Here is a 26,776-nt window from a genome sequence, read left to right on the forward strand (position 1 = left end):
TTTCACCTATGCCGCAGCTTTTGCCACACCGGCGAAAAAGCTTGAGCCGTGGCGGCGCCGTTCGCCGCGGTTTTTTTCCTTTCCCGGGGCTTTCCATGCTTGCCTCAACTGTCTTCAGGTCTTGACGCCGTGTCGCTCTATCGCAAAGAGGCGCTTGCCGCGCAACGTTCCGTCGGATTGGGAAATATCGTCCTGATTCGACCGGTGTCGTTCGCGCTTGTCACGACAGTGTTGGCGGGTTTTGTGCTGGCTGTGTGTGTGTTCTTGGCGCTGGGCACTTACACCAAGCGCGCGACGGTCAATGGCCAATTAATGCCGGATACCGGGTTGCTCAAACTCTACGTCCCGCAAAGCGGGATCGTGCTGGAACGTTATGTACTCGAGGGCGAGCATGTTAACGCGGGCGATATGCTTTACGTGGTATCCGGGGATCAGCAGAGCACGCTGGGCGATACACAGGAAGCCATCAGTGCGCAGATCCGGCAGCGTCGGGACAGTCTGCGGCAGGTGCGCGACAAGACCGTGTTGTTGCAGCAAAGTGAGCACAACAACCAAGCGGTCGCCATCACCGGTCTGAAGGCACAGCTGACGGCCATCAGTAGCCAGGTTGAGGATCAACGCAGTCGTATCAAATTGGCTGAGGCCAGTGTTCAACGGTTTAGTAAATTGATGGGTGAGGGTTTTCTGTCATCTGCAAAGGTCGACGAGAAGCGCGCGGAGCTTTTGCAGCAGCGCAATGATCTGCAGGTGTTGCTACGGGATCGCATCGGCATCGAGATGGATCTGTCTAATCGGCAGACCTCGTTGGCCGACCTGGCGCTGCGCCAGCAGAATCAGTTGGCGCAACTGGATCGCGATCTCGCCGATGTCGTGGTCGAGCTGACACAAAGCGAAGCCAAGCGTCGCGTCGTGGTGACTGCGCCTCAGGCGGGTGTCGTGACCGCCGTGACCGCCGACGTGGGGCAGGCCGTGGACAGCCGGCGACCGCTGGCGACCATCGTGCCGGCCGATGCCAAGCTATTGGCTGAGTTGTTTGCCCCGAGCCGGGCGGTGGGCTTTGTGGCGCCTGGGGACCGCGTGTTGATTCGTTTTGCGGCATATCCCTATCAGACCTTCGGGCAGCAGGCGGGTGTGGTTCAGACGGTGACCCGCAGTGCCTTGCCACCAAGGGAATTAAACGATGCCGCGGCGGGCGACTCTGATCAAGAGGCGGTGTACCGGATCACCGTGTCGCTGGCCACACCGGCCCGGGGACTTCAAGGGCAGGCGTTGGCGCTGCGTCCCGGGATGCGGTTAGAGGCGGATTTGCTTCAGCAAACGCGCCGCTTGTATCAGTGGGCATTTGATCCCGCATACCGGCTTTCAGAGAAGCTTTGATCATGCTTGATCGCCTGATGTTGGGGGGCAAGCGGCGAGTGCCCCGGCTCTTGCAGACCGAAACGGCCGAATGTGGCTTGGCCTGCGTGGGCATGATCGCGGGGTTCTACGGTCACCACCAGACTCTGGCGGCCTTGCGCGGGCGTTTCCCGGTGTCGCTGAAAGGGGCAACGCTGGCGACGCTGATCCATGTGGCCAGCCAGCTGGGCCTGGCGTCACGGCCCGTCAAGGTCAGCCTGGATGCCTTGAACAATCTGAAGTTGCCTTGCATCCTGCATTGGGAGTTCAATCACTTCGTGGTGCTGACGTCGGTCAGCGCGCGTTCGGCTACCGTTATCGATCCGGCGTCCGGTACACGCAAATGCTCTATTAGTGAGCTGTCATCTTCGTTCACCGGCGTCGCGCTGGAACTGTGGCCGACGCCGGATTTCGTGGAGGTTCGCGAGAACAAGCCCGTGCGGCTGCGCGAACTGACGGGGCGCGTTTCGGGCCTGGGCGGGGCAGTCTCGCAAGTGTTGTTGCTGGCGTTGGCGCTAGAGATCCTGACCGTGGTTCAGCCGTTCTTTCTGCAGTGGGTCGTGGACCATGTGCTGAATACTGGCGACCGAGATCTCTTGACCACATTGGCACTGGCTTTCGGGCTGTTGATGGTGATGAAACAACTGACCTCGGTAGCGCGCGGCTGGATGCTGATGGTCATGGGGACGACGCTGAATCTGCAGTGGCGCGCCAATGTATTTACGCACCTGCTGCGTCTGCCCATCAGCTATTTTGAAAAACGACATCTGGGGGACGTAGTGTCGCGGTTCGGCGCGATCGATACGATTGAACGCACTGTCACGACGTCGTTCCTGGAGGCGATGCTGGACGGGTTGGTCATGTTGATCACGTTGGTGTTGATGTTCCTGTACAGCCCGTCGCTGACATGGATCGCGCTGGGCGCGATGGCGCTATACGGGTTGGCGCGTTGGGCCTGCTATACGTCGCTGCGGCATGCGACTGAGGAACACATCGTGCATGCCGCTAAAGAACAGTCGCATTTCCTGGAAACGGTGCGGGGCGTCAAGACGATCAAGCTGTTCCAGCATCAGGATGATCGACGCTCTCGGTGGCTGTCGCTCTTGGTGAACGAGATCAATGCGGATCTGCGTGTGCAGAAGTGGACGCTGTTTTTTCGCGTGTTTGATGGTTTGCTGTTCGGCCTGTCCTCGATCGCTATTCTTTGGCTGGGAGCAAGGCTCGTACTGGACGGCCAGTTTACGGTGGGCGCACTGCTGGCCTTCATCGTCTACAACACCTTGTTTGGCCAACGCATCGCGGCCCTATTAGACAAGCTCGTGGAAGTGCAGATGCTGAGGCTACAGGGTGAACGTCTGGCCGATATCGTGCGCGAGCCACCGGAGCCCACAGGCGAGATGTCGACCACGGGCCGCCCTCCGACGCATTCACCAGTGATCGAGGTTCGCAACCTGCGTTTCCGATATAGTCCGCAGGAGCCCTATGTGCTGGATGGTGTCAGCTTCAAAATCGAGCCGGGCGAGTCTGTCGCGATCACGGGGCCCTCGGGAAGCGGCAAGACCACCTTGATCAGCATCCTGTTGGGTTTTCTGGCACCGACTGACGGCGAGGTTTTAGTCGACGGTGTCCCGGCAAGAGGCGCGGGGGCAGCGGCTTTGCGCCGGATTGCGGGTACCGTGCTGCAGGATGACGTGTTGTTTGCGGGATCTATCGCCGAGAACATCAGCTTCTTCGATCCACAATACGATCCCGAGCGCGCCAGTCGGTGTGCGGAGATTGCCGCAATTCACGACGACATTAGCGCCATGCCGATGGGCTACAACACGCTGGTCGGCGATATGGGCACGGTGCTTTCTGGCGGCCAGAAACAGCGCGTGCTGTTAGCGCGTTCGCTGTATAAGCAGCCGGCTATCCTGTTTCTGGACGAGGCGACGAGCCATCTGGATATTGCACGAGAACGGGTGGTTAACACGGCGATTGCCAAGCTTCACATGACGCGCGTGATCGTGGCCCATCGTCCCGACACGATCGCGGCGGCCGGGCGTGAAATCTCGTTGGTGGCGGGTAAGGTTGCCAGCGACAGCAGCCGGGTGACCGCATCTACACCGGCTTCCCGAACACTCCCCCACGCCGAGCCACTAATGTCGCCTGCGTACGATTGAGCACGCCCAAGGTTGCCAGGATAGCGGATACGTGTGTCTTGACGGTTTTTTCCGTCATGTTCAACTGCTCCGAGATTTCCTTGTTGCGCAACCCGTCGCACATCAGGCGCAAGACGTCGTTTTGGCGTGGCGTGAGTGCCGATAGCAACACGGCGTCATCTGATCCACCGGCGCGCGGCGTGGTCGCGGGTCCACTGCGATAGGGCTGAAGAGGTGCGTCGCTGACGGCGAGCAATGCGGCAGCCAGGTCTTGGCAACTCGCGGATTTGTTGAGAAAGCCCAGCGCACCCGCTTCCATCGCACGACGCTTGTCTTCGGGATCCTGTGAAGCAGACAGTACCAAGACACGCAGTTGTCCTCGACGTTGACGTAGGCGTTTGAGCAGATCGACCCCTGACATGTCGGGCAGGTAGAGATCCATGATGGCGTGCTGGATCGTTGTATGCTGGTCTAGCACGTCAAGCGCTTCTTGGCCACTGGCTGCGGGATGAAGTGTCAGATTCGGCATGACGCTGATCAGCGCCATGCCTAGCGCCTCGCGGAACATCGCATGATCGTCAATCAATAACGCGGCCGTCATTCGGTATCTCCGACGGGATTAGGGTGTGTGGCGCGTAGCATGTTTATCACATGATCGCGCAGGGCTTGAACCTGCACCGGTTTATGCAGTAGAAAGATGCCGCGGGCAGCGGCCTCAGCCAGTCGCGCGGGGTCGGTGTCACCGCTGATGAGTAGCGCGGGTAAGTCGGGATCGTTGTATTCCTCTCGCAGGCGTTCGATGACGTGGATGCCGGTCTCATGGTCGCGCAGTCGGTAATCGCTGACCATCAAGGATGGGGGCTCGGCGAGTGGCAACACGCGCTCGAACAGCGCATTACCGCTGGTGGCGGCAATGACTCGACAACCCCAGCTTTCAAATAGCATGGAGAGGCCCGCGAGGTTCTGTGCATCGTCGTCTACCAGCAGCGCCAGCTTTCCACGTAGACCGTCTTCGGAGGCAGGGGGCGCCGGTGGAGTGGGATCTGGCTCGGCGACGGACGCGTGGGGGACCACGAAATCCGCGACAGGAACGATCACCGTAAAGACGGCGCCGTGCCCCACTTTGGAGCGCAGTGAAAGTTCGTGCCCAAGCAGTCGGGCGGTTCGGCGCACGATGGCCAGGCCCAAGCCCAGGCCCTTGCTGCGGTCACGCTCGGGATTGTCGAGTTGATGGAATTCCCAGAAGACCCGGTCTTGCTCGTCTGCCGGGATGCCGGGGCCGTTGTCCCAGACTTCAATGCGCAATTGGTCCGCGACGCGGCGACAACCGATCAGGACGCGTCCGTTAGCCGTATGCGTGATGGCATTGCTGATGAAATTGCGCAGGATGCGCTCCAGCAGCATAGGATCTGACCGGATGCTGGTCCGACACGCTCGCACGCGTAGTTGTATGCCATTCTCGTTGGCCTGCGGTGCATATTCGGCCCGCAATTGATCCAACAGCGGTCTCAATGGGAACGTCTGAAAGCGAGGTTTGATGACACCCGCATCCAGCCTCGACAGGTTCAGTAGGGCGTCGAACAAAAGGCCCATTGCCGAAATCGCGCTAGCGATATTGTCGACGAGGTAGCGTCCGTGCTGGGACATACGTTCGTTCGTCAGCAGGCCCAGGAACAGGTTGACTGCGTGCACGGGCTGCCGCAGATCGTGGCTGGCGGCGGCCAGAAAGCGGGATTTTTCTAGGTCGCTGCGCTCAGCAGCGGTTTTCTCTTGGCGTACTTGATCCAGTAGCGCCAGGTTTTCATAACCTAATCGCAAGGCGTCGAGATGGGTGCGATTCATGCGATGAATAAACGCCAGGGTCGCGATCAAATACGCGAGGCCGCCCGTCACTAGCGTCAAGTGGATGGCGGACGGCTGCGCCGCCAACGCGATGAACATCGGTGCGAAAGCCGGTATTTCGAACGCGTACATGACCGGCAGCAACATATAGTTCGAGTAGATGGCGCCCGTACCCAGCCCGAACAGGATGACGATGAAAAAGAGCTGATATTCCAGTGGAACGAAGAACGTCCAGTAGGCGAAGGGCAGCCCCCACATCATGCCCGAACACAGATTGCCAATCAGCATACGGCGAACCCAGAGCCGGGACGCTAGCGGATCTGTGCGGTGGCGGTCGTACGCGAGCATGGCGACCAGTCGCAAGACGCCGATGACTAGTGTGAAGGTGATCCACAGAGCGATTTCTTGTCGGGGCAGCACCTCAAGTAGCGCGTATGCGGCAAAGCAGGCGCAGATGAGTGATCCCGCCAGGGCAAACGGAAAGCTTTGCCGCAGCGCGTCGACCTGCACCCGATGGATGCGCGCGGCGTACGATGAGCCTGACGACGGGACGGACGGAGAGGGCGTGTCGATGGTGGACAGCACTTGAGAGGAAGTTTCGTTCAGGGGGCCCGCCTGTGGAGGCGGGCGGTTCGAAACGCTTGCCGATTTTAGCTCGATTGTGACACCGGGATTTGCTGATCCCTATGGCGCTGTCTTCAGCCTGCCGTTCTTCAGCCTTTGCACCGAATCGCTAACCGGATAGACTCTCCTAAATAATCCCTCCGGAGGTCGTATGCCCCTGCAATTACGTTCCCTTGTTCGGCCAGATGCCACGTTGGAGCTATCGCTGGTTGAGGTGCCGATGCCAACGATCACTGCTTCCGACGAAGTGCTTGTGCACATGGAAGCCTCTCCGCTGAATCCTTCAGACATGGGCTTGCTTTTGGCGGGCGCCGATATGACTCGGGCGAGCCAGTCCGGCAGTGTCGAGCGACCCGTCATCACCGCGCCGCTGTCCGCCGGCGCGATGGCGGCCGGGACAGCCAGGGTGGGCACCGCGATGCCCGTGGGCAACGAGGGCGCGGGTACCGTGATTGCCGCCGGGGATGCGGCTGAAGCTCAGGCGCTGCTGGGTAAAAGGGTCGCGCTGTACGGTGGTGCGATGTACGCTGAATATCGCGCAGTGTCGGTCAAGCAATGTTTACCCTTGCCCGCCGGCGCGACAGCAACCCAAGGCGCGTCAAGTTTTATCAATCCGCTCACGGCACTGGGCATGGTCGAGACCATGCGCACTGAGGGCCACCGTGCGCTGGTACATACCGTTGGCGCATCCAATCTAGGTCAGATGCTCAACCGCATTTGCTTAAAAGATGGCGTGCCTCTGGTGAACATCGTGCGCAAACCTGAGCATGCAACTTTGTTGAGAGAGCAGGGGGCGCTACAGGTGGTGGACAGCAGTGTTCCCGACTTTACGGCAAACCTCGTCGACGCGATTGCAGCGACTGGCGCGACGTTGGCTTTCGATGCGATTGGCGGCGGCCGACTTGCTGGGCAGATTCTTGCCGCGATGGAGGCAGCCTTGTTGCGCCAGCCTGGGCATGTTTATAGCCGTTATGGCACTGACATCCATAAACAGGTGTACCTGTATGGTGGCCTGAATCCAGCACCTGTCGAAATTGAGCGCAGCTTCGGGATGGCCTGGGGCGTCGGCGGTTGGTTGGTCTTTCCGTTCCTGCAACGTCTTGGGCCTCAACGGACACAGCAGCTTCAGCAGCGGGTCTCCGACGAACTGACCAGTACGTTTGCCAGCCATTACACCAAAGAAATTTCGCTGCAACAGGTGTTGACGCTCGAAGCGATCAAGAGTTGCTCGAGAATGGCTACCGGAGAGAAAACCCTGATCCGAATTGCACCGGGTTGACGACGTGTTGGAGTAGTGATGTTACGAGCCATCGTCGCTCGCATTCCCTGCGATAATAGTGGATAAATATCCAGTATCCAGCCCGGATGGCTGGCATCGCAACACGGAGCACCCACTGTGGGCATACACCAAGACGCACCCGCCCTTGAGCACGATGGCGAAGACACTACGGACGACAGCATCCACGAGCCACGCTTGTGGCGCGACGACGGCTGGACCGCACGCGTCATCAAGAACGAAGACGACGACGGCTGGGCCGTCGAGATGACCCGCGAGGGCGAGTCCGAGCCAGCGCTGGTGGGCCCCTGGACCATGGGACGGGACAAAAAGAACCCCAAGCCATTGGATCCCTCCGCCTTTCGCACCCTGATCAAGACGGCATCCGAGGTTATTCGCCGGCACGAGCAACAGCTGCACGCGCAACTACACAAGAGCGTCAAAGTGGCCACGTCGGAAGCCACACTCACGGTCAAGCTGGATGTCGTCCCCGACGAAGACGAGCCCTTCGCGGTGCTTAGCGCCGTGGGTGAATACGGCGACACGATCGCCGAGGTGACTGTCGCTCCGAATTTCAAATTCACTCTTGGTACAGCCACGGCTTGGGTCGAAAACGACTTCCGCAAACCCAGCTAAAGCGCTGGATACTATGTTGCAGTGAGCGTTTGAATCCACAACGCTTAAAAATGAGACGAATGCGCTACGAAAAATATAACTCCAACGCATTCTCTCCAAACACCCGCCGCCGGTCAGCCTCATTGGTGATGGTTTCGTTCAACCACTGAATTGCAGCGGGATAATCAATATCTTGTTCTCCGCCCACAAATGGGCAATCGCTGGCCCACACCATCTTCTCGTATCCCACGCGCCGGCATAGTTCTTGTGCGCAGGCGCGGGCGTTTTCTCCCAGGCGGTAGGCGCCCGACAGCTTGACCCAAGTGCGGCCTTTTTCTACTGATTTCACCATGGCTTTGAACCCGTCGCTGTCAATGCCGGCAACCGGGTCTGGACGGCCGATGTGGTCGATCACGATCTTCACGCCAGAACGTTCCAGCAGAGGCAATACCCGTGGCAGCCGCGGCCCATCAATGTGCACATGGACGTGCCAGTCCAGGTCGACCAGGCGACGCAGGAATTTTCGGTAGTCCCAACTGTCCAGGTCGGGCAATTCTGTCATGCTGATGAAAGGTAACCGCACGCCCACCACGCCGTCGCGGTCCATCTCGTCGAGCACAATGCGTTCCACCGAGGGCTGTAGGATGACTGTGCCACGCAAGCGCGGATAGCGTCGCAGCGTCTCGATGATGTAGTCGTTGTAGTCGCCCCAGGGGCTAGCCGCGGCCACCACCGCAAAGCGCACGCCATTCGTATCCATGACGTCTATCAGTTGCTGCCCCGTGAAACTGTAGTCAGGACGATGGCGGGGATCGGGGATCAGCGGCATATCTTGTGTGAATACATGCACATGCGTGTCGATAAGCAGGCCGTGTTCCGGATGAGTCGTCAATGCCATGAAATGCTCCGTGTTGCTTATTGGGGTTGAATGCCCGCTTGTTTGATAACGGCGGCCCATTTGCCGACGTCGCGGTGCAGGATGGCGCCCATCTCTTCAGGTGTGCTGCTTCGGGCCTCGGTACCCAGGTTCTCGAAGCGCTGGCGCAGGTCAGGCAGTTGCAGCACTTCGGCCAACTGGCGGTTCAGGAGCTGGATCACCTCGGGCGGCGTGCCAGCAGGCGCGAACAGCGCGTTCCATCCCGTGACGTCGTAGTCGGGTAGCCCGCTTTCCTTAACGGTGGGCACTTGAGGTAGCCAAGAAGAACGCTTGTCCCCGGTCGCCGCAATAGGCTGCACCGTGCCGGCATCGATGGGCCCCTTCAGCGCGGCATAGGATTCGAAGGCCACATCGATGTCGCCGCGGACCAGTGCCGACATGACATCGGCCGTGGTCCGAAACGGAACGATGATGGCATTGAGCCCGGCGGTCGAGCGGAACAGCTCGGCCGACAGGTTCTGGGTACTGCCGGGATTGATGGTACCCAGTATCAACTGGCGCCGCTTGCCTTCGGCCAGCAAGTCGGCCACGCTCCCGATTTTGCCCTTGGGGTTGGTTAGCAGCAGTAGGTCGAAGTAGGCAACGGTTGAGATGGGTGCGAAATCTTTTTCGGGATCGAAAGGCAGTTTGAACAGCGACTTGCTGATCGCCGTGCCATTGGCAAACACGGCCAGCGTGTAACCGTCGGGTGGTGCGTTCAGCACTGCGCTGGCCGCGACGATACCACCGGCGCCCGGCCGGTTTTCGACGATGATTTTCTCGCCGAAGTGCTCGCTCATTTTTTGCGCGACCAGGCGCAGCGAAATATCAGCCAGACCGCCTACCCCGAAAGGCACGATGAAGCGGATGGGCCGGTCCCCTGGGTACGAGGGCGCGGCGTGCGGGGGGCTTGCGACGCAAGCCATCACCAGCAGGCCACCCAGCAGGCGGCACATGGCACGGCGCGATGGCGCAATGGAACTGCGCATGTCAGTCTCCTCGTTGTGAGTATCAGGCGGCGTGGCAATGCCGCCATGTCCATCGGTGTGGACTGCCCGCAGTCTAGGTATGCGGGAAGGTCATGACAAATGAATTGTTTGTCCCGATTGATGCGGGGCGTTCATATATGACGCCGGCGTATCATGATCTTTCCCCAACAAACCCGCCAGAGCCCCGATGAAGCATGCCTATCCAGGGATTGTGCCGTTGCATAAATTGCGAGCGTTCGAGGCCGTTGCGCAGCACGGCAACGTACATCGCGCGGCCCAGGTGATACACCTGTCGCAGCCTGCTGTATCGCGTGCCGTGCAGCAACTCGAGGACACGCTGGGCACGGCTTTGTTCGAGCGCACGACCAAGGGTATGACGCTGACCGAAGCGGGCGAACTGGTATGGCGGCGCGCGCAGCGGGCCTTGCGGGAATTGCAACTGGCCGAATCCGAGATCCGGTCTTCGGCCGACGGGTCGCGCGGGGTCGTCCGGTCTGGACGTCTGGGCGAGGTGATTACCGAGCGCATGCTGTGTGCGCTGGTGGCTATTGCGCGCCATGGCGGCGAGTCGGCGGCCGCGGCGATGGTCCGGGTGACACAGCCCGCGCTAAACCGCACCTTGCGCCAACTGGAGGAGCTGGCCGCCGTGGCGCTCTTCGTGCGGTCGGGCCGCGGCACGCGCCTGACCGACGCTGGTGAAACGCTGTTGCGGCATGCCAAGCTGGCACTGGCCGAGATCCGTGTGGCCGGCGAAGAGCTGGCATCGATGCGCGGGCGCCTGAACGGGCAACTGGTCATCGGCGCGCTGCCGCTGTCCAGCGGCTACCTGGTACCTGGCGCGGTGGATCGTACCTTGCGGGCGCATCCGGACTTAAGCATCAGCATCATCGACGGTACCTATGCGACGCTGAGCTATGGTCTGCGCTGCGCCGAGGTCAATGTCATTGTGGGCGCGTTGCGCGCCGACGACCAGGAACCCTACGCGCGGCACGAGCCGCTGTTCACCGATTCATTGAATGTGGTGGTGCGTGCCCATCATCCCGTGTTACGGCGCGGCACACTAACCAGTCTGCGCGAATTGTGCGACGAACCGTGGGTGTTACCTCTGGCGGGCACGCCGTCGCGGGGCGCGTTTGAGCGGGCATTTCGCGCCGAAGGCGTCGAGCCGCCTCAGGTCGCGGTCCAAGCGAACAGCCCATCCATTGTCCGTGCCTTGCTGCTGTCCAGCGACCGAATGGCCTTGTTGTCGACTCGCCAGGTGCAGCAGGAACTGCAGCAGGGCATCTTGCGGGTCGTACCGGTACCTGTGTCGGTGCCGCATACGCAACGGCGTATCGGCTTGGCGTATTTGCGTGACAGCGAGCCGTCGCCCGCGATGACGGCGTTTCTTGTTGCATTGCGGCAGACCGCCGCTGCCGCCTGACCTAACACGATCACGGCAGGATATAAAAAGAACTCATCGCTTCGGCGGCGATAGTCATTGGCGGGATTACCACGGTGGGGCGAAGCTACGGGCTACGTTATCCTGGTCTACATTGGACCCTTTCCGCTGGAGTATTCATGTCTTCTTCCCCCCTTTCCCAGAAAACCGGGCTGATTGTCAGCGCGCATTCTGCCGATTTCGTGTGGCGCGCGGCCGGAGCCATTGCCTTGCACGTGAAGCAGGGTTTTCGCATGAAAGTGGTGTGCCTGTCGTTCGGTGAGCGCGGCGAGTCGGCCAAGCTGTGGCGCAAGGGGGGCATGACCGAGTCCAGTGTCAAGGCGGCGCGGCGGGAAGAGGCGCAGGTCGCCGCCGATATCCTGGGCGCCGAGATCGAATTTTTTGACCTGGGCGACTATCCGCTGCGCGTCCCGGATGAGGCGCTGTTCCGCCTGGCCGATGTGTACCGCGAGCTGCAGCCCAGTTTTGTGTTGAGCCATTCCGAGCAAGACCCGTACAACTACGATCACCCATTGGCGATGCGCGTTGCGCAAGAGGCCCGCATTATCGCGCAGGCCGAAGGCTACGAGCCCGGCGCCGGCATCATCGGCGCGCCGCACGTGCTGGCCTTCGAACCTCACCAGACCGAGCAATGCGGCTGGATCCCCAATACCTTTCTGGATATCACCGAGGTGTGGGACACCAAGCGGCAGGCGATCGAGGCCATGGCGGGGCAAGAGCACCTGTGGGAATACTACACGCGGGTTGCGCTGCAGCGCGGCGTACAGGCCAAGCGAAACATCGGCATCACCGCGGCGCGCAACATCAAGTACGCCGAGGCGTATATGCGCCTGACACCCACCGTTCCAGAGAATCTGGCATGACATCCATCGCTTGCGCCGTCATGCGCGGTGGCACGTCCAAGGGCGTGTACTTCCTGCGCGATGATCTGCCCGCCGATGCGACGTTGCGCGATCGGGTGTTGCTGCGAGTCATGGGATCGCCAGATCCACGCCAGATAGATGGCCTGGGCGGCGCCGATCCCTTGACTAGCAAGATCGCCATCGTCAATGTTTCCGAGCGAGCAGATGCCGATATCGATTACCTGTTCGCGCAAGTGCTGGTGAATGAACCGCGCGTGGATTACGGACAGAATTGCGGCAATATCCTGGCCGGCGTGGCACCTTTCGCGATCGAACGCGGGCTGGTGGCCATCCAGGGTAAGCGCACACGCGTGGCCATCCATATGGTCAATACGGGGCAAATCGCGGTGGCTGACGTCAGTACGCCCAATGGACAGGTCAACTATGAGGGTGATGCGCGAATCGATGGTGTGCCCGGCACCGCGGCTGCGGTGCCTATCGAGTTCCGTGATACTGCTGGATCGACCTGCGGTGCGCTGCTGCCCACCGGCCGCGCGCGCGATGAGATCGATGGCGTAGCGGTGACTTGCATCGACAATGGTATGCCGGTGGTATTGCTGCGCGCTGCCGACTTCGGCATTTCCGGTTACGAAGACCGCGACACGCTGGAAACCGATGCGACACTCAGGTCGCGGATAGAAGCCATCCGGCTGCAGGCCGGATCCATGATGAACTTGGGCAACGTCGCGCAGCGCACGGTTCCGAAAATGACCCTTGTGTCGCGGCCGCGCGCGGGTGGCGCGGTCTGCACACGCACCTTTATCCCGCACCGAGTGCATGCTTCCATCGGCGTGCTGGGGGCGGTCAGCGTGGCGACGGCGGCGGTATTGCCCGGTTCGGTGACGCAAGGAATTGCGCAGGTGCCCGACGGGCTGGCCCGACGCCTGGTCATCGAACATCCGACTGGCGAGTTCACGGTAGATCTGGAGAAAGACAGCGCGGACCAACCCGAGGATACGGTACGTGCGGCGCTGTTGCGCACGGCCGCGCTGATCATGGATGGCCGGGTGCGGGTGCCGGGATCGTTGTGGGCGGGGCGCTAGCGGAGTTGGTCAGTGTCTGCACGATCAGGTCGCGCAAGGTGGCTGCGGGGGGTGTCAAGACGGCGCCATGGCGGGTAATGATCGCTAGTTTGCGCGTGATGCGCGGCTGATCCAGTGGCTTGACGACAATGCCGGCCGACGCGCGCATCGATAATGCCGGCGCTACTGTCAGCCCCAAGCCTGCCTCCACGAAGTTGAGTGCCACGGCAGTGTGCTGCGCTTCGTAGATCCAGCGCAAGCCCAGCCGCCGTTCGCCCAGTGCATCGTCGATGGTGGTGCTGTTGCCCGCCGACAGGCTGATGCGAATGAGGGGTTCGCCCGCCAGTTGGTCCCAGGTTACTGACGCCAGCTGTGCCAGGTGGTGGCCAGCGGGGCACGCCAGCATGAACGGCTCTTCAGTGAAGGGCTCGATGGCGAGTGCCGGGCGAGCTGGCGTGGTGATCGACACACCGAATGCGGCGACACCGGATTCGACCAATTCGGCGATCTCGCTGATAGAGCTATCGAAGACACGTATTGCCAGCTCAGGGTACACACTGGAAAAATGCCGCAACACTGGCGATATGCGCTGCGCGGCCAGCGTCGGCAGGCAGGCGAACGCCAACCATTTTGGCGCGGTGCTGCGGTGCTGGCGCACGGTTTCGTAAGACAGGGCCAGTTCGCGCATGGCGCTGCGCACGCGTGGCAGTAGCGCTCTGCCGGCATCGGTAAGCGTCACGTCGCGCGTCGTGCGCGCCACCAGCATCACGCCCAGACTGTCTTCCAGCTTGCGGATGCGATGGCTGACCGCGGTTTGCGACAGGTTCAGATGCAAGGCGGCTTGCTGGAAACTGCCATGCTCGGCAATTGCCAGAAATGCTTGCATGCCCAGGAAGTCAATCTGCATGCCGTACGGTAGCACGCGCAGCGGCCGCTGGCGGCCGTGCGTTGCCATGCGCCGAAAGGCTTATTCGTTCGTGATGTGGGCCGATTTGATCAATGCGCCCCAGGTGGCGGCCTGGTCGTGCAGGAAGGTGCCGAAATCATCCGGAGAACCGGATGCCTCCCTGACGCCCATGGCAGACAATCTCTCGCGTACGTCGGGCTTGGTCAACGCCGCGTTGATCTGCTTGTTCAGCGCCTCGATGATGGGTTGAGGCGTATCTTTTGGGGCCACGAAGCCCCACCATACCGAAGCCTCCAGTTTAGGATAGCCGGCATCGACGGCCGACGGTACAGACGGGATAAGCGGCAGGCGCGCGGGGTCGGCCACCATGATCGGCCGTAACCGTTTCGATTCGATCTGGGGCAGCGCCTGCAGGGGGTCGAGCAGCATGAATGACACTCGCCCGGCAGTCAGGTCGACGATGGCCGGCGCGCCGCCCTTGTACGGGATATGCAGCATGTCCGTGCCGGTGACCGATTTCAGCATTTCCGACCCTAGGTGGGCCGAACTGCCGCTGCCGGCCGACGCATACGAAATCTTGGCGGGATCGGCCTTGGCCGCATCGGTGACATCTTTCAGCGTCTGATAGGGAGAGTTGGCCGGCACCACCATGATCAGGGGCGACGAGCCAAGTTTGGCAATGGGGGCCAGCGACTCCAGTTCCGAGAAAGTGCGATTGGGATATAGCGAGGTGTTGGTTGCCAACCCGTTGCTGCCGATCAGGATGGTATAGCCGTCAGGCGCAGATTTGGCGGTGTATTCGTAGGCAATGGTTCCGTTGGCACCCGCACGGTTTTCTACGACAACAGACTGGTGCAGTTGTTCACTTAAGTGTTGGCCTATCAGGCGGCCCAGGATGTCGACAGCGCCGCCTGGCGGAAACGGCACCACCAAATGGATCGGCTTGCTGGGGTAAGCATCCTGTGCCTGGACGCAAGCGGGCTGTAATGCCAGCGCAAGTACGCCCACGGCGGCCAGCGCCGGGATCAACGTGCGGATGGATATGGCTTTCATAGTGGGTCTCCTGTGATTCGATTGAACGGTCTGCGCCGAATATCAGCCGCGCAGCGCGGCCGCCTCGGGCCAGCGCAGTACCTGTGCCGCGGTCTTGCCCATAACCCATTCCAGGTCTTCGGGGTCAATGAAATTCAGGGCTAGACGGAAGTGATCCACGCATTCCTGATAGGTGCAGGGCAGGCGGGTGAAGTCCGAGCCCCACATGCTTCGCCGCGGGCCAAAGGCGTCATAGATGCGCCGCAGGTACGGTTGAATGTTTTGGAACGGATAGGGCTCGCTGCTGTAGCAAGGCGCGGCCGACATCTTTACGTAGACGTTTGGCAGCCGCGCCAGAGCCAACAGCCGGTCCAGGTCGGCAAAGCAGGCATCGTCGCGCAATTGGCTTTCTCGTGCCATGTGATCGAGCACAATGGTCAGGCCCGGGTAACGCTGTGCGATGGGTGCAATCTTGTCTACCGCACCCGGCACAAACAGCATCAATGCAATGCCCATGCGCTCGCAGGCAGACCAATACCAGTCCAGTACGCCGGGCTCCAGCCAGCCGCGCCATTTGGGCTTATGGAAGGTCATCCGGATGCCCAGCATCTGTGGCTGTTCAAGCCACTGTTCCAGTCGCGAGCATGCATCGTCCGCATCGGGATTGAAACGGCCCATGATGGCCAGCCGCGAAGGGTGGCGCTGCGCCTCGCGCAGTGCGGTGATGTTGCTGTCGCCCACGGGCGAGGGAGGCACGATGATGGCCCGCGCCACGCCGGCGGCGTTCATGATGGGCAGAAATTCTTCGGCCAGCAACGGCGCCTCGCGGTGCGGTCGGGCACCGGGAACGGCGACAAAGGTTTTCTTGCCGATTTCTTCGGCGGGCCAGGGTTGGTCGGCGCGATGGGCCTCCCAGAAATGCACCTGGGTATCGGTAATCAGCATGCGGGACTCCTTGCAACGGCTGCGGCTGCTCGCGCAGTGCTCGAATGCTAATCGCTGCGCTTTGATACCGAAATGGCATTTCTGATCTAGCTGTTATGAGAAACAGGAATATCACTGCCAGTCTGCACGTCATCCGCCTGAGCAAGAGATCGTCAAAGGCAGGGCGTGCGGGTGTGCTGCTGCAACAGCGGCGAGGCTTTCTCGGCCTCGGCCATGATGCGCGGCAGAAAGTCGCGGATCAGTGCGGCGGTGTGGCGTGCCAGCGTGGTGCCGGGCCGCTCGGTCGAGGTGGCCAGCGCCAGCACGCTGGTCATGCGCGGCGAGATAATGCGCCGCGCAGACAATGCCGGTGCGGCACGGGAAATAAGCAAAGCGTTAAGCGTAACGATGGCTTGCCCCAGGCCTTGGTCGACCAGATCGACAATCGCGCCAACCGCATCGATTTCCAATGCAATGCGTGGCTTCTTGCCGATGTTGGCCAGCCGGGTCTCGACTTGCATGCGCAGCGGATGCGGGCGGCTGGGGATGATCAGCGGTACATTGGCCAAGTGCCTCATTGGCACGGAGCCACGCAGCCCTGGGGCCGTTCCGCGTCGCTCGACCAGGAAAAGTGGGTCTTCACGCAGCGGGATAATCTCGAGCTCTGGTGATGGTACCGGGTCGTGCAGCAGCGCGATGTCGATGCGGCCGGACAACAGCCATTCACACAGGTGCACCGTCAGCCCTTCGGTCATTGACAGTGAGGCCTGCGGAAAGGCGCGCTTGAACTCGGTAACTAGCGGGGCGGTGATCAGGCGACCCACCGAGTAAGGTACACCCACTACGACACGACCGATGGGCGCGCCGCGCACGTCCTCGACCTCTTGTCGTGCGCGTTCCACCTGCATCAGAATGCCACGCCCGTGCACCAATAGACGCTGGCCGGCCTCGGTGGGATTGACGCCGCGGCCATTGCGATACAACAAGGTCTGCCGCAGTTCGATCTCCAGGCTGCGCACTTGCCGGCTGAGCGCAGGTTGCGCCACATCAAGTATGGCCGCGGCCTTGGTGAAACTGCCCAGTTCGGCGACGTGCACGAAATATTCCAGCTGGCGTAGGTCCATGGTGACTCCGGTCAGGCGATCGCTGCGGTGCCACGGCGCACTCGCACGACAGCGGCAGACATAAGAAAAAAGCATCTTACTGGCCTAGAAGGCATTTCCCAGCGCGTGCGCAGCGCCACCATACTACGGCAACTTGATACCTATATAACGGAGACACGCCATGCCGTACTTGACTCCCGCGCCGGATGCCTCACCCAGGACACCGGCCACCACGGTGCCTCCTGGCGGATGGGACTGCCAGATCCACCTGTTCGGCCCGGCGGATCAGTATCCCTTTGATCCGGACAGCCCGTATGTGTCGGGCGAAGCCTTGCCCGAAACCGCGATCAAGCTGCTCGACACGCTGGGCTTGGCTCGTGCGGTGGTGGTCAGCGGCGGTGGCTATGGCCGCGACTATCGTTACCTGCTGGATGTGCTGCGACGCTTTCCGCAACGGTTCGTAGGAGTCATTTTGCCACCAGATACCTTGCCCGACGAAGAGTTCGCACGCTTGGATAAATTCGGCGTCAGAGGTGTGCGTTTTGTCAGCGCCCGGCGCGCTTCGAACTTGCCGCAGATTTTGCCCGACATGGCCGCGCAGGCCGAGAACATAGGCTGGCCGGTGCACTTCTATCCTCACGGCGAAGACATTATTGAGTACGCCGAGTCGCTGTTGGCGCTACGCAGCAGCAAGATCGTGCTGGATCATTTCGCCAGTATTCCCGCGGCCAAGGGCGCGGACCAACCCGCGCTGAAGACCGTGCTGAAAATGCTCGATACCGGGCGAGTCTGGATCAAGCTGTCTGGCCCCATGCGTTGCGCCAAGGGCGACCTGCCTTACGCTGAGGTCACGCCCATTGCACGGACACTGATTCGCCATGCACCCGAGCGCATGGTGTGGGGCTCGGACTGGCCGCACGTGAACATGGTGGGGCGAGGCATGCCGAATGACGGTGAACTATTCGACCTGCTGGCCGACTGGGCGCCGGATGCGGCCGACCGTGAGCGCATCCTGGTTACCAATCCCAATGCGCTGTACGGCGCGCCCGCTCGGGGCTAGACCGGCCCCACGTAGTGGCTGGGCACGTGTCTGGCCTTTCATAACAAGGCAGGCGTTGCGGCGCTTGCCCAGGAGACTTGTCATGCGTAGCGCTTTCTGCAAGCTGCAGGCCCTGCTTGGCGCGGCCCTGCTGACCACTGCCGTTTACGGGCAGACGTTTCCCGATCGACCCTTGCATCTGGTGGTGCCCTTTTCGCCCGGTGGCAGCACCGATCTGGTCGGACGCCTGGTCGCCGCCCAGGTGGCCCAACGGTTGGGCCAGCCTGTGGTGGTCGAGAACCGTGCAGGGGCGGGTGGCATGATCGCGTCGGAGTACGTGGCGAAATCGGAGGCCGACGGCTACACGTTGTTGATGGTCACTACCTCGCATACGGCCAATCCATCCATCTACAAGAAGCTGCCCTACGATACCCGGAAAGACTTTACTTCTATCTCACTGGTGGGGGACATGCCGGGCCTGATGGTGGCTCATCCATCGGTGCCCGCCAATACCCTGGGGGAATTCGTGGCCTACGCCAAGACCCACAGAGTCTCGTATGGTAGTGCCGGCTCGGGGACCTTCCCGCATTTGTCGATGGAGTTGTTTAGGCACGCAGCCGGGCTGGACATGGTACATATCCCCTATCGGGGTGCGGCGCCCGCATTGGCTGATTTGGTGGGTGGCGTGTACCAGATCAAGGCCGATGCCTACATCACTGCCAAGGGGTTCGTCGATGCCGGCAGGTTGAAGCTGTATGCTGTGACCAGTGCACAGCGGATGCCCCAGTTGCCCGACGTACCCACGGTTGCTGAGTCGGGCTATCCGGGCTTCGAGTCCACTTATTGGATAGGCATTGTTTCGCCAGCGGGCGTGCCGCCCGCCGTGCGCACCCGTCTGGAGCAGGCATTCATGCAGGCCGTACAGGATCCGATGGTGTCGGCCAAGCTGCAAGAAGGTGGTACACGTCCAATCGGCGGCTCTGCCGCCGACCTCGATGCCTTGATGAACCACGAATTCGCGCAGTGGCCCGGCATTATTAAGGACGCCGATATCGCTGAAAAATAGAACAGCCTACCGGGCATATTGGCTGACCGATATGGCGAACGGGCTGCCGTCATCCGATGAGCGAACACCCAGCCTGACTAAGCCAGCGACCACAGCCACAGCGCAGGTGATTTGTAAATCACGAATGCATCGTTCGTTATCGGGGTCACGGCATCTACCATCGATCTTTACCTTGCATGTCATCAGGGAAGAGATCCATGACTTCGAACACATCTACGCCACAAGGCAGCGCCACAGCAGGCTATGAAGCCGATGTCCTCGTCATAGGCGGTGGGCCCGCGGGTACATGGGCCGCAGTCAATGCGGCACAACGCGGTGCCAGCGTCATCTTGGTCGACAAGGGTTATTGCGGTTCGTCTGGTGCGACCGCGGCCGCCGGTACGGCGGTCTGGTATGTAGATCCCGATCCGCACAAACGGGAACTCGCCATGGCTAGCCGCTACGATATGGGTGGCCGGCTCTCCGATCATGGCTGGATGAGCCGTGTGCTCGACCGGACCTGGGATGGCATCAACACGCTTGCCGACTGGGGCTATCCTTTCCCACAAGATCCAACAGGGCAGTCGCGCCGAAACTCCCTGCAGGGTCCGGAATACATGCGCTTGATGCGCAAGCAGGTAAAAAGTGCGGGCGCCAAGATTCTGGATCACAGCCCGGTTCTTGAGCTGTTGCGTGACGAGCACGGTGCCGTGGCGGGTGCTGCGGGCATCGATCGCCAGCGCGGGCGCGTGTGGTCGGTGCGCGCAGGCGCCGTGGTGATTGCGACCGGGGGCTGCGCGTTCTTGAGTCGTGCGTTGGGCTGTAACGTGCTCACCGGCGATGGCCTGCTGATTGCTGCCGAACTGGGTGCCGAGATGTCGGGCATGGAGTTTTCCAATGCCTATGGAATTGCGCCGGAATTTGGGTCGATCACCAAGACGCTGTTCTACAACTGGGCCACATTTACAGACGGCGAAGGTGTGGTGATTCCGGGTGCGGCGTCCAAAGGTGGCCGTTCGGTCATCGCTCGTGAACTGTTGCGCCAAAAAGTTTATGCACGCCTGGATCAGGCAGATGAAGCGACTGCGCGCGCCATGCGTGCCGCCCAACCTAATTTCTTTCTCCCGTTTGACCGCAATGGGATCGATCCTTTCACGCAGCGGTTTTCGGTGACGTTGCGTTTGGAAGGCACCGTGCGCGGGACAGGTGGGTTGCGTCTTATGGGCCCTGACTGTGCGACCTCTGTTGTAGGGCTCTATGCGGCGGGTGACGCCGCCACGCGCGAGCCGATCTGCGGTGGTTTTACCGGCGGGGGCAGTCATAACGCTGCCTGGGCGATTTCATCAGGATCATGGGCGGGGGAAGCGGCGGCAGCGCATGCGATCGAAGTGCGAGGGCGTGGGGTAGCTCGGACGGCGGTGGGGGCCGGTCGTGCGGGCCTGCGCGGCACCGGCGTACGTCCCGCTGATGCCGCCGCGCTGACCCGCGGGGTACAGAACGAGGTCATGCCGTTCGAGCGCAATTACTTCCGCCACGCCGATGTGCTTGAGCCTTCCATCGCGCGGCTGGATGCGCAGTGGCGATCGCTGGCAGGTACCGCGGCGCCGGATAGCATATCTTTGCTCGCTACACGTGAGGCTGCTGCCATGCTGGCCACGGCACGTTGGATGTATCGCAGTGCGTTGGCGCGTCGTGAAACGCGTGGCATGCATAAACGCTATGATTTTCTCGAGCAGGACGCAGCGCAGTATCACCACTTGATCTCGGGTGGTCTGGACGAGGTGTGGGTACAGCCGCTCCCGGTAAGCGCGCGGGAAATTCCTGCGGCAAAACAAATGTTGGCAGCATGATAGAACTCATCAGCGACACCCGCTGCACCGCCTGCAATATCTGCGTGCGTGTCTGCCCGGTCAATGTATTCGATATCGTTGAAGGTGCCGCGCCGATCATTGCACGGCAGGATGCCTGTCAAACCTGCTTCATGTGCGAGGCGTGGTGTCCGGAGGACGCCATGTATGTCTCGCCCAATGCCGACGGGCCGACCGTGGTGGACGAAACTGAACTCGTCGATGCGGGCCTGCTGGGGAGCTATCGTCGACAGATCGGTTGGCACCGTGAGACCCGGAGTCTGCGTGCGGTGGATGATTCGTTCAAGTTGCTGGGTGGCGGGCCTAAGAAGTAGTCAAGTACTGTCAGTGCCGTGCACGATTCGTCCACCAACGACTGTCATCGTGCATTGGATATCACGCCAGGCATTGACCGAAAGTGTCATCGGATCCCGATCAAGAACGGCGAGGTCACCCGCAAAGCCGGGCGCCAGCGGACCTTTCCAATGTTCGTCAAATGTCAGTCGCGCGCCCGCGATGGTGAAAGCACGCAAGGCAGCATCTGCGGACAGGGTTTGATGGCTACCGATCACCTGGCCCGTGACTCTTTCTTGGCGAGCCCCCGCCACCCATAGCGTGAAAAAGGGATCGTAAGGGATGTTGTCGGTCGCAAGTGCAAGGTCTAGTCCAAGTTCAAGCATGGTGGCGTGTGCCACCACGCTGTCACCTCCATCCGCCTCGTCCAGATAAGCGGCACCACCTTTCCATAGGAAGTACGTGGGGATGGTGGTGATTAGCACCCCCAAAGCCTTCAGCGCCTGAAGATCTTCCACGCGCGCCCGGGCAATGTGCTGCAATACCCAACGTTTTCCCGCCAGCGGAAATTTCTTATCGACGGCCAGCAGGACGGGCAGGATCTCGTGAAGCTTGTCCGAGACAATCACATTGACGCGCAGATCGTGCTCGGCCGCCAGAAGGCACAGCGCCTTAAAATCCGACGGCGTAACGGCCTGTTCCACAAAACCTGACCAGCCGGTGTCGGGCAGATTGGCGCGCGCACAGCAGGCAACTAGGGGATCGCCTCCGTAGGCGATGTGGATGCCGCTAATCCGAAACGACGGGTCTCCCAGTCCGCGACCACGGGCGGCGGCCAGCCAGTCGCGCATGGCGCGGGCCGCCTCGGGCAGATTGCCCCACGTCGGACTGACCACCAACCCCGTGCGCATCGTCAGGTCTCCTTCTTCCCAAAGTTTGCGATAGATCGAAATAGTTTCGGGTGCACTGCCGTGACCTTCGTAGATGCTAGTGGTGCCTTTCGCGTGATACATTTTTTGCGATATGCGCAAGCCTTTTAACCGCTCGGCAAACCCGAAGCGCGGAATGTCCGGCAACAGATCGAATTCCACGGCGGGGCGTGTATTGCGCTCCACAATGATCCCGCTCAATCCCCCGGAGGCGTCCTTACCGATCTCGATGCCGGCACAGGTCGGCTGCGAGGCAGGTGTCAGGCCATTGCGCTGCAGGGCCAGGCTGTTTAGCGCCGCAGTGCCTGGTGGCTTGCCCCAATTACCGAAAGGGGCGGGGATGTAGACCGGGTGCTCGGGCGCGGCTGCATCTAGTTCCTGGCGAGTGGGCAAGCGACTTTCGGCCAGTTGGGCGGCGCCCCCAAAGAAATAAGGAGGTGTACCCACGGGCATAGTGACGATGTAAACCCCTGGGGGCGTGATCCTTGCTTGTTCACGTATGACCTGGAGCACATCTTCGACTGTACGTGCATGGGCCAACGAGGGGCGCAAGGTTTTCAGGCCCTCACGTTCCATGTGTGCGTGCGCGTCATTAATGCCAGGGATGACGCAGGCGCCTTGCAGATCAATGACCTGTGCCTGGTCATTCGAGGTGGCGGTAGTTAATGCCGCGTTGTCATAGGCCGCGACACGACCGTCGACGATCGCGATGGCATGTGCGCGCGGGTAGGCATCGTGAAAGGTATGGATGCGAGCGTTGTGCAACACCAGCGTGCGCGGCATGGGGAGTGACATAACTATGTACAAATCTGACGAATCAGGATGCGCTCTGGTACCAAGGGAACAGGCGTTTCACGACCCATACAAAAAGTCGGTCAGCCACAAAACCGAATGCACCCAATAACACCAGCCCGATAAACATGATCTCGACCTGGAACAACTGATGACCCAAGGACATCATGTAGGCAATGCCCGCGTTCGAGCCAGATAGTTCGGCAGCAACCAGCACGATCAGCGACACGGCAATGGCTTGCCTGACACCTGCCAGGATAAATGGCAGCGCAGCAGGAAGAATAACCAGGAAGAGCGTGCGCACACGGCTAGCTCCCAGCGCCGCTGCAGATCGTAGATACACGATGTTAGTGTCTCGTACGCCGATAAAGGTCGTGATCCAGATGGGAAAGAAAGCACCCCAGGCAATCAGCGCGATCTTGGGTAATTCCCCGATGCCAAACCACAGTACCGCCAGTGGTACTACCGCCAGCGATGGCACTGATCTGAACCCGTGCAGTACCGGCTCACTGAGATGATGCAGGGTTTCTATGCGCGCCGTCAGGAATCCCGCTGTGATGCCAAGCACCAGCGCGATGGAGAATCCTGATGTCGCACGCATAAGACTCGCAGAAATATGTGTGGCCAGTTCGCCAGAAGCGATAAGCGGCAAGGCAGCGGTAAATACCCGTGATGGTGGAGGGAAAAGTGCCGGGTTCATCCACGAAGATAGATGCGGGATCGCCTCCCAGGCCAGCAGAAAGAAGACCAGACCGGCGATATTGAGTATCACGCGGTGCCGACGCTTGCTGCGTGCGAGTCTGCGATGTTCCTGTTGAAAGCGCTGGCCCACGTCGCTTGAGTGGATTGTCGGATGTGCATCATAGACCCCATGCGTGGAATCTGACTGCGGGACGCGTTTTAAGGCTGCAGATGTCATGCAACTTGCCTGAATGCACCGGCTGCCAATGCAGTCTCGATGCGGTTGTAGTAGTTCGCGAAATCGAGGGATCCGCGCTGGCGCGGATAGCCGAGATTCACTGAAAAATCGGCACTGATTGTGCCCGGGTGCGGCGCCATGACCACCACCCGCTGCGCCAGGAAAATGGCCTCGTCGATATTGTGGGTCACGAACAACACCGAGACGCCGGTTTCTTGCCAAAGGCGCAACAAGTCTTTCTGCAGCGTGCTGCGTGTCATAGCGTCGACAGCTGCGAACGGCTCATCCATCAACAACACTTTGGGTTCCACGACCAGCGAGCGTGCCACCGCGATGCGCTGGCGCATGCCACCGGATAATTCGTGTGGATATCGATCTGCGGCGGCTTCTAGTCCGACACGCGTCAAGGCCAACAACGCGCGATTCCGTCTTTGCGTTGTCGGTACGGCCTGCGCGCGTAAGCCGAATTCCACGTTTTGGCGCGCCGTCATCCAGGGAAAGAGGGCGTATTCCTGGAACACCACGCCTCGTTCCGGTCCCGGTTCACGCACCGTCTGGTCGTTAAACCGCACCTTGCCCTCGGTCGGCTGCAGGAACCCTGCAAGTAGATGAAGAAGCGTGGTCTTGCCGCATCCCGAAGGTCCAATCAGGCAGACGAATTCCCCCGCGCGTACATCCAGCGACACCTCTTGCAGCGCCTGCGCTGGAACGTCGCCTCGCGTTGGAAAGAATTGCGAGACCCGTTGGAATTCGATGAGCGTACCCATGCGGTTAGGCCAGTGTCACACGATCTGGCGCGGCGGCCTGAAGCGGCGCGGTCTCGATCACCGCGCGAAACAGGGCACGCAGATCGCCTGCTGGCGCAGGCGCCAGCTTGGCGTCGATGGCCCACTTCGCCTGCGTGACAAGATCGTCAAGAAAGCTTTTGTCGAAACCGAGCTTGAACTCGAATACGGCTGTCGCTTCCTTGACTTCCTCCGGTGTGCTGCGGATGCGTGAAGCGATCAGGGCTGGCCATGTGGGGTCTTGTGCCATCCGCCTTTCGGCGGCGAGCAAAGCCGCAATCGCATCTTTCACCAGGGGTTGGCGTGTTTCCAACGTATTCTGGTTGACCAACAACAACTGATGGCTACGGAAGAATTTTTCATAGCCATCCTGAGTTAATACGAATGCCTTGCCACCGCTTTGGCGGATGGCGGCTTTGCCGGCAACCGCGGTCCAGGAAAACGCGTCAATATCGTCGCGTACCAGTGCACCGATAAGATCAGTGGGAGCGAGATTGACTTGTTGGACGTCGCTGGTGGAAAGTTTGGCAAATTCCAGATACTTGGCCAAAGCATATTGGCCTGATGTGCCAGCGGGCGTGCCGATCTTCTTACCCTTGATACTGGCGGGCTGGTCGGCCACGATGCCACTGCCTTCGCGCGCCACGATCTTCATGTCGTAGGAATAGCGACTGAAGTTGGCCAGGATACTGGGCTTCAACCCCCGCAGAACCGCGAAGACGAGAGGGGTGTCCGTGGTAGTGGAGAAATTGGCGGAGCCGGCCAGCAGCGCCTGCATCGAGTCGCGTCCCGTGGGGAAGTCCAGGACCCTCAGGTCTACGTTGTTTGCTTTCCAATAGCCGGCACCTTCCGCGACAAAAGGCAACGCCCACGTATACCCAGCACTGCCTGATGCTAAGGTGGCTTGCTCACGTGTTTGCGCGAGGGACAGGCCCGGTAGGGCGACGGTGCTAACGGCGGCGGCACCGAACTGAAGCACGCGGCGGCGTGATAGATTGATGGAGGTGTTGTTGGCGGACGAACCCATGATGCTTGACCCGAGACTGAGTTGAATAACCTTTGGTCATGGTAGGGAACGTGCGAGGCAGGGACAAAGAATATCTGGGTATATGCTTGTGCATGGGATGTCGCTGCGGTCGATCATCTTTGGGGGCGCATCAGATCGTAATGCGGCTCATAGCCATGCTTGTTCACGTCGAACGAGGCGAGTAGAGCGAGATTACAAGTTGCAATCTGGCATAGACCGAAAATCTCGTTATCTTCACACCATAGGCGTATGCTGAGTGTTAGTGTGCATGTGCTGGGCCGCAGTCCTCACCTAGGTGTATCACTATTCCTGTAACTGTGAGGGCTGGCGTCGTATTGGCCGGCCGGCAGATGCCCCCAATTGTGGGAGCAGTCATGAAAATTCCATCCGCTGAGCATGCCAATGTTCTGGCAAAGGTCGGTCAGCCAGTGACCCTGGCGACGCTGCTGAAAGCGCCCAAAAGCGACTACATGTCAGAACGCCAATTACAGTTTTTCCGTGTTCTTTTAGCTCAGTCGCGCGCGGAATTACTAGCGTCGGCCTACGCCTTGCAGAGCCGACTCAAAGAAGATGAAGCGCATGCCGATCCCGCTGACGCTGCATCCATTGAAGAAGAGCACACTTTGGAACTGCGGCTGCGCGATCGAGAATACAAACAATTGCGCAAGGTCGACCATGCGCTCGAGCGTATCCAGGATGGAACCTATGGATGGTGTCGGGATAGTGGCGAGCCTATCGGCCTAGGCCGGTTGTTGGCTCGTCCCACTGCGGAGTTGTGTATCGAAGCGCAGGAACGCCATGAACGGGTTGAGGTGGGGCAGGCGAGGCCGCGTTGACTCATGCCAGGCTGGCCGTTTGCTATTGATCCCAGGCTGACGAGCGCCGCCGGGGGATCTCTATCGTTTCAATAACGGCCACCCGTCGGCCGGGTGTTTATTCCGAACCGTCCCGTGAGGGGTGGGGTACGATG

24 protein-coding genes are annotated in these 26,776 nt (G+C 60.6%); 12 read left to right on the plus strand and 12 right to left on the minus strand.

Going from position 1 to position 26,776, the window contains the following annotated elements; genetic code table 11:
* Nucleotides 1-99 precede the first annotated feature (99 nt).
* Nucleotides 100-1,377, plus strand: a complete 1,278-nt coding sequence (locus ACYVDM_RS18445; RefSeq protein WP_415787525.1) for an HlyD family secretion protein — start codon at nucleotides 100-102, stop codon at nucleotides 1,375-1,377.
* On the plus strand, nucleotides 1,374-3,557 hold the full coding sequence (locus ACYVDM_RS18450; protein ID WP_415787527.1) for a peptidase domain-containing ABC transporter: 2,184 nt from the start codon (nucleotides 1,374-1,376) through the stop codon (nucleotides 3,555-3,557). Before ACYVDM_RS18445 ends, ACYVDM_RS18450 begins: the two co-directional genes overlap by 4 nt.
* Here the strand turns inward: ACYVDM_RS18450 and ACYVDM_RS18455 are convergent.
* Nucleotides 3,496-4,137, minus strand: coding sequence for a response regulator (locus tag ACYVDM_RS18455; RefSeq protein ID WP_415787529.1), 642 nt, complete (start codon nucleotides 4,135-4,137; stop codon nucleotides 3,496-3,498). The two genes, ACYVDM_RS18450 and ACYVDM_RS18455, sit on opposite strands and share 62 nt — an antisense overlap.
* Nucleotides 4,134-5,963: an ATP-binding response regulator gene (locus ACYVDM_RS18460; protein ID WP_415787531.1), complete on the minus strand. Its 1,830-nt coding sequence runs from the start codon at nucleotides 5,961-5,963 to the stop codon at nucleotides 4,134-4,136. The genes ACYVDM_RS18455 and ACYVDM_RS18460 overlap by 4 nt, the downstream gene beginning before the upstream one ends.
* Nucleotides 5,964-6,153: 190 nt before the next feature.
* On the opposite strand from ACYVDM_RS18460, the gene ACYVDM_RS18465 reads away from it, so the two are divergent.
* The gene (locus tag ACYVDM_RS18465) at nucleotides 6,154-7,281 is read left to right on the plus strand and encodes a zinc-binding dehydrogenase (RefSeq protein ID WP_415787533.1); all 1,128 of its coding nucleotides are present in this window, start codon (nucleotides 6,154-6,156) and stop codon (nucleotides 7,279-7,281) included.
* Nucleotides 7,282-7,404: 123 nt separating this feature from the next.
* Nucleotides 7,405-7,914 carry a hypothetical protein gene (locus ACYVDM_RS18470; protein WP_415788844.1) on the plus strand — a complete coding sequence of 170 codons (510 nt, stop codon included), beginning with the start codon at nucleotides 7,405-7,407 and terminating at the stop codon, nucleotides 7,912-7,914.
* 64 nt (nucleotides 7,915-7,978) lie between these two features.
* Here ACYVDM_RS18470 and ACYVDM_RS18475 read toward each other — a convergent pair whose 3' ends face one another.
* Both ACYVDM_RS18475 and ACYVDM_RS18480 read right to left on the minus strand, forming a co-directional pair.
* A complete protein-coding gene (locus ACYVDM_RS18475) occupies nucleotides 7,979-8,791 on the minus strand; it encodes an amidohydrolase family protein (RefSeq protein ID WP_415787535.1) in 813 nt (270 codons plus the stop codon).
* Between the two features lie 17 nt (nucleotides 8,792-8,808).
* Entirely contained in the window at nucleotides 8,809-9,798 is a 990-nt protein-coding gene (locus tag ACYVDM_RS18480; RefSeq protein ID WP_415787537.1) for a Bug family tripartite tricarboxylate transporter substrate binding protein, read from the minus strand.
* Between the two features lie 187 nt (nucleotides 9,799-9,985).
* Here ACYVDM_RS18480 and ACYVDM_RS18485 point away from each other — a divergent pair, with 187 nt between their 5' ends.
* The 3 genes from ACYVDM_RS18485 to ACYVDM_RS18495 all read left to right on the plus strand — a co-directional run bounded on the left by ACYVDM_RS18485 (nucleotide 9,986) and on the right by ACYVDM_RS18495 (nucleotide 13,184).
* A complete protein-coding gene (locus ACYVDM_RS18485; protein WP_415787539.1) occupies nucleotides 9,986-11,221 on the plus strand; it encodes a LysR family transcriptional regulator in 1,236 nt (411 codons plus the stop codon).
* A gap of 137 nt (nucleotides 11,222-11,358) precedes the next feature.
* On the plus strand, nucleotides 11,359-12,102 hold the full coding sequence (locus ACYVDM_RS18490) for a PIG-L deacetylase family protein (protein ID WP_415787541.1): 744 nt from the start codon (nucleotides 11,359-11,361) through the stop codon (nucleotides 12,100-12,102).
* Complete coding sequence (locus tag ACYVDM_RS18495) at nucleotides 12,099-13,184, plus strand: 4-oxalomesaconate tautomerase (RefSeq protein ID WP_415787543.1); 1,086 nt, start codon at nucleotides 12,099-12,101, stop codon at nucleotides 13,182-13,184. The genes ACYVDM_RS18490 and ACYVDM_RS18495 overlap by 4 nt, the downstream gene beginning before the upstream one ends.
* Here ACYVDM_RS18495 and ACYVDM_RS18500 read toward each other — a convergent pair.
* From ACYVDM_RS18500 to ACYVDM_RS18515, 4 genes are all read right to left on the minus strand, one after another.
* The gene (locus ACYVDM_RS18500) at nucleotides 13,135-14,118 is read right to left on the minus strand and encodes a LysR family transcriptional regulator (protein ID WP_415787545.1); all 984 of its coding nucleotides are present in this window, start codon (nucleotides 14,116-14,118) and stop codon (nucleotides 13,135-13,137) included. The two genes, ACYVDM_RS18495 and ACYVDM_RS18500, sit on opposite strands and share 50 nt — an antisense overlap.
* Nucleotides 14,119-14,130: 12 nt before the next feature.
* Nucleotides 14,131-15,123 carry a Bug family tripartite tricarboxylate transporter substrate binding protein gene (locus tag ACYVDM_RS18505; RefSeq protein WP_415787547.1) on the minus strand — a complete coding sequence of 331 codons (993 nt, stop codon included), beginning with the start codon at nucleotides 15,121-15,123 and terminating at the stop codon, nucleotides 14,131-14,133.
* 42 nt (nucleotides 15,124-15,165) lie between these two features.
* Nucleotides 15,166-16,047 (minus strand): amidohydrolase family protein, encoded by an 882-nt coding sequence (locus ACYVDM_RS18510; protein WP_415787549.1) that lies wholly within the window; start codon nucleotides 16,045-16,047, stop codon nucleotides 15,166-15,168.
* Nucleotides 16,048-16,199: 152 nt separating this feature from the next.
* The gene (locus ACYVDM_RS18515; protein WP_415787551.1) at nucleotides 16,200-17,150 is read right to left on the minus strand and encodes a LysR family transcriptional regulator; all 951 of its coding nucleotides are present in this window, start codon (nucleotides 17,148-17,150) and stop codon (nucleotides 16,200-16,202) included.
* 160 nt (nucleotides 17,151-17,310) lie between these two features.
* Here ACYVDM_RS18515 and ACYVDM_RS18520 point away from each other — a divergent pair, with 160 nt between their 5' ends.
* The 4 genes from ACYVDM_RS18520 (at nucleotide 17,311) to ACYVDM_RS18535 (ending at nucleotide 21,395) form a co-directional block, all read left to right on the plus strand.
* The gene (locus ACYVDM_RS18520; RefSeq protein WP_415787553.1) at nucleotides 17,311-18,189 is read left to right on the plus strand and encodes an amidohydrolase family protein; all 879 of its coding nucleotides are present in this window, start codon (nucleotides 17,311-17,313) and stop codon (nucleotides 18,187-18,189) included.
* 82 nt (nucleotides 18,190-18,271) lie between these two features.
* Nucleotides 18,272-19,234, plus strand: a complete 963-nt coding sequence (locus ACYVDM_RS18525; protein ID WP_415787555.1) for a tripartite tricarboxylate transporter substrate binding protein — start codon at nucleotides 18,272-18,274, stop codon at nucleotides 19,232-19,234.
* Nucleotides 19,235-19,431: 197 nt separating this feature from the next.
* Nucleotides 19,432-21,063: an FAD-dependent oxidoreductase gene (locus ACYVDM_RS18530; protein WP_415787557.1), complete on the plus strand. Its 1,632-nt coding sequence runs from the start codon at nucleotides 19,432-19,434 to the stop codon at nucleotides 21,061-21,063.
* Nucleotides 21,060-21,395 (plus strand): 4Fe-4S dicluster domain-containing protein, encoded by a 336-nt coding sequence (locus tag ACYVDM_RS18535; protein ID WP_415787559.1) that lies wholly within the window; start codon nucleotides 21,060-21,062, stop codon nucleotides 21,393-21,395. The genes ACYVDM_RS18530 and ACYVDM_RS18535 overlap by 4 nt, the downstream gene beginning before the upstream one ends.
* Here ACYVDM_RS18535 and ACYVDM_RS18540 read toward each other — a convergent pair whose 3' ends face one another.
* From ACYVDM_RS18540 to ACYVDM_RS18555, 4 genes are read right to left on the minus strand one after another with little or no spacing between them, the layout of a single operon-like run.
* The gene (locus tag ACYVDM_RS18540) at nucleotides 21,396-23,078 is read right to left on the minus strand and encodes an amidohydrolase (RefSeq protein ID WP_415787561.1); all 1,683 of its coding nucleotides are present in this window, start codon (nucleotides 23,076-23,078) and stop codon (nucleotides 21,396-21,398) included.
* A 22-nt stretch (nucleotides 23,079-23,100) separates the two neighbouring features.
* Complete coding sequence (locus tag ACYVDM_RS18545) at nucleotides 23,101-23,994, minus strand: ABC transporter permease (RefSeq protein ID WP_415787563.1); 894 nt, start codon at nucleotides 23,992-23,994, stop codon at nucleotides 23,101-23,103.
* Nucleotides 23,991-24,761 (minus strand): ABC transporter ATP-binding protein, encoded by a 771-nt coding sequence (locus tag ACYVDM_RS18550; RefSeq protein ID WP_415787565.1) that lies wholly within the window; start codon nucleotides 24,759-24,761, stop codon nucleotides 23,991-23,993. The genes ACYVDM_RS18545 and ACYVDM_RS18550 overlap by 4 nt, the downstream gene beginning before the upstream one ends.
* A gap of 4 nt (nucleotides 24,762-24,765) precedes the next feature.
* Complete coding sequence (locus tag ACYVDM_RS18555) at nucleotides 24,766-25,806, minus strand: ABC transporter substrate-binding protein (protein ID WP_415787567.1); 1,041 nt, start codon at nucleotides 25,804-25,806, stop codon at nucleotides 24,766-24,768.
* A 374-nt stretch (nucleotides 25,807-26,180) separates the two neighbouring features.
* Between ACYVDM_RS18555 and dksA the strand changes: the two genes are divergently transcribed.
* Nucleotides 26,181-26,642, plus strand: coding sequence for an RNA polymerase-binding protein DksA (gene dksA, locus ACYVDM_RS18560; RefSeq protein ID WP_415787569.1), 462 nt, complete (start codon nucleotides 26,181-26,183; stop codon nucleotides 26,640-26,642).
* Nucleotides 26,643-26,776: the final 134 nt, after the last annotated feature.

The sequence above is a fragment of the Bordetella tumulicola genome (genome assembly GCF_054779135.1).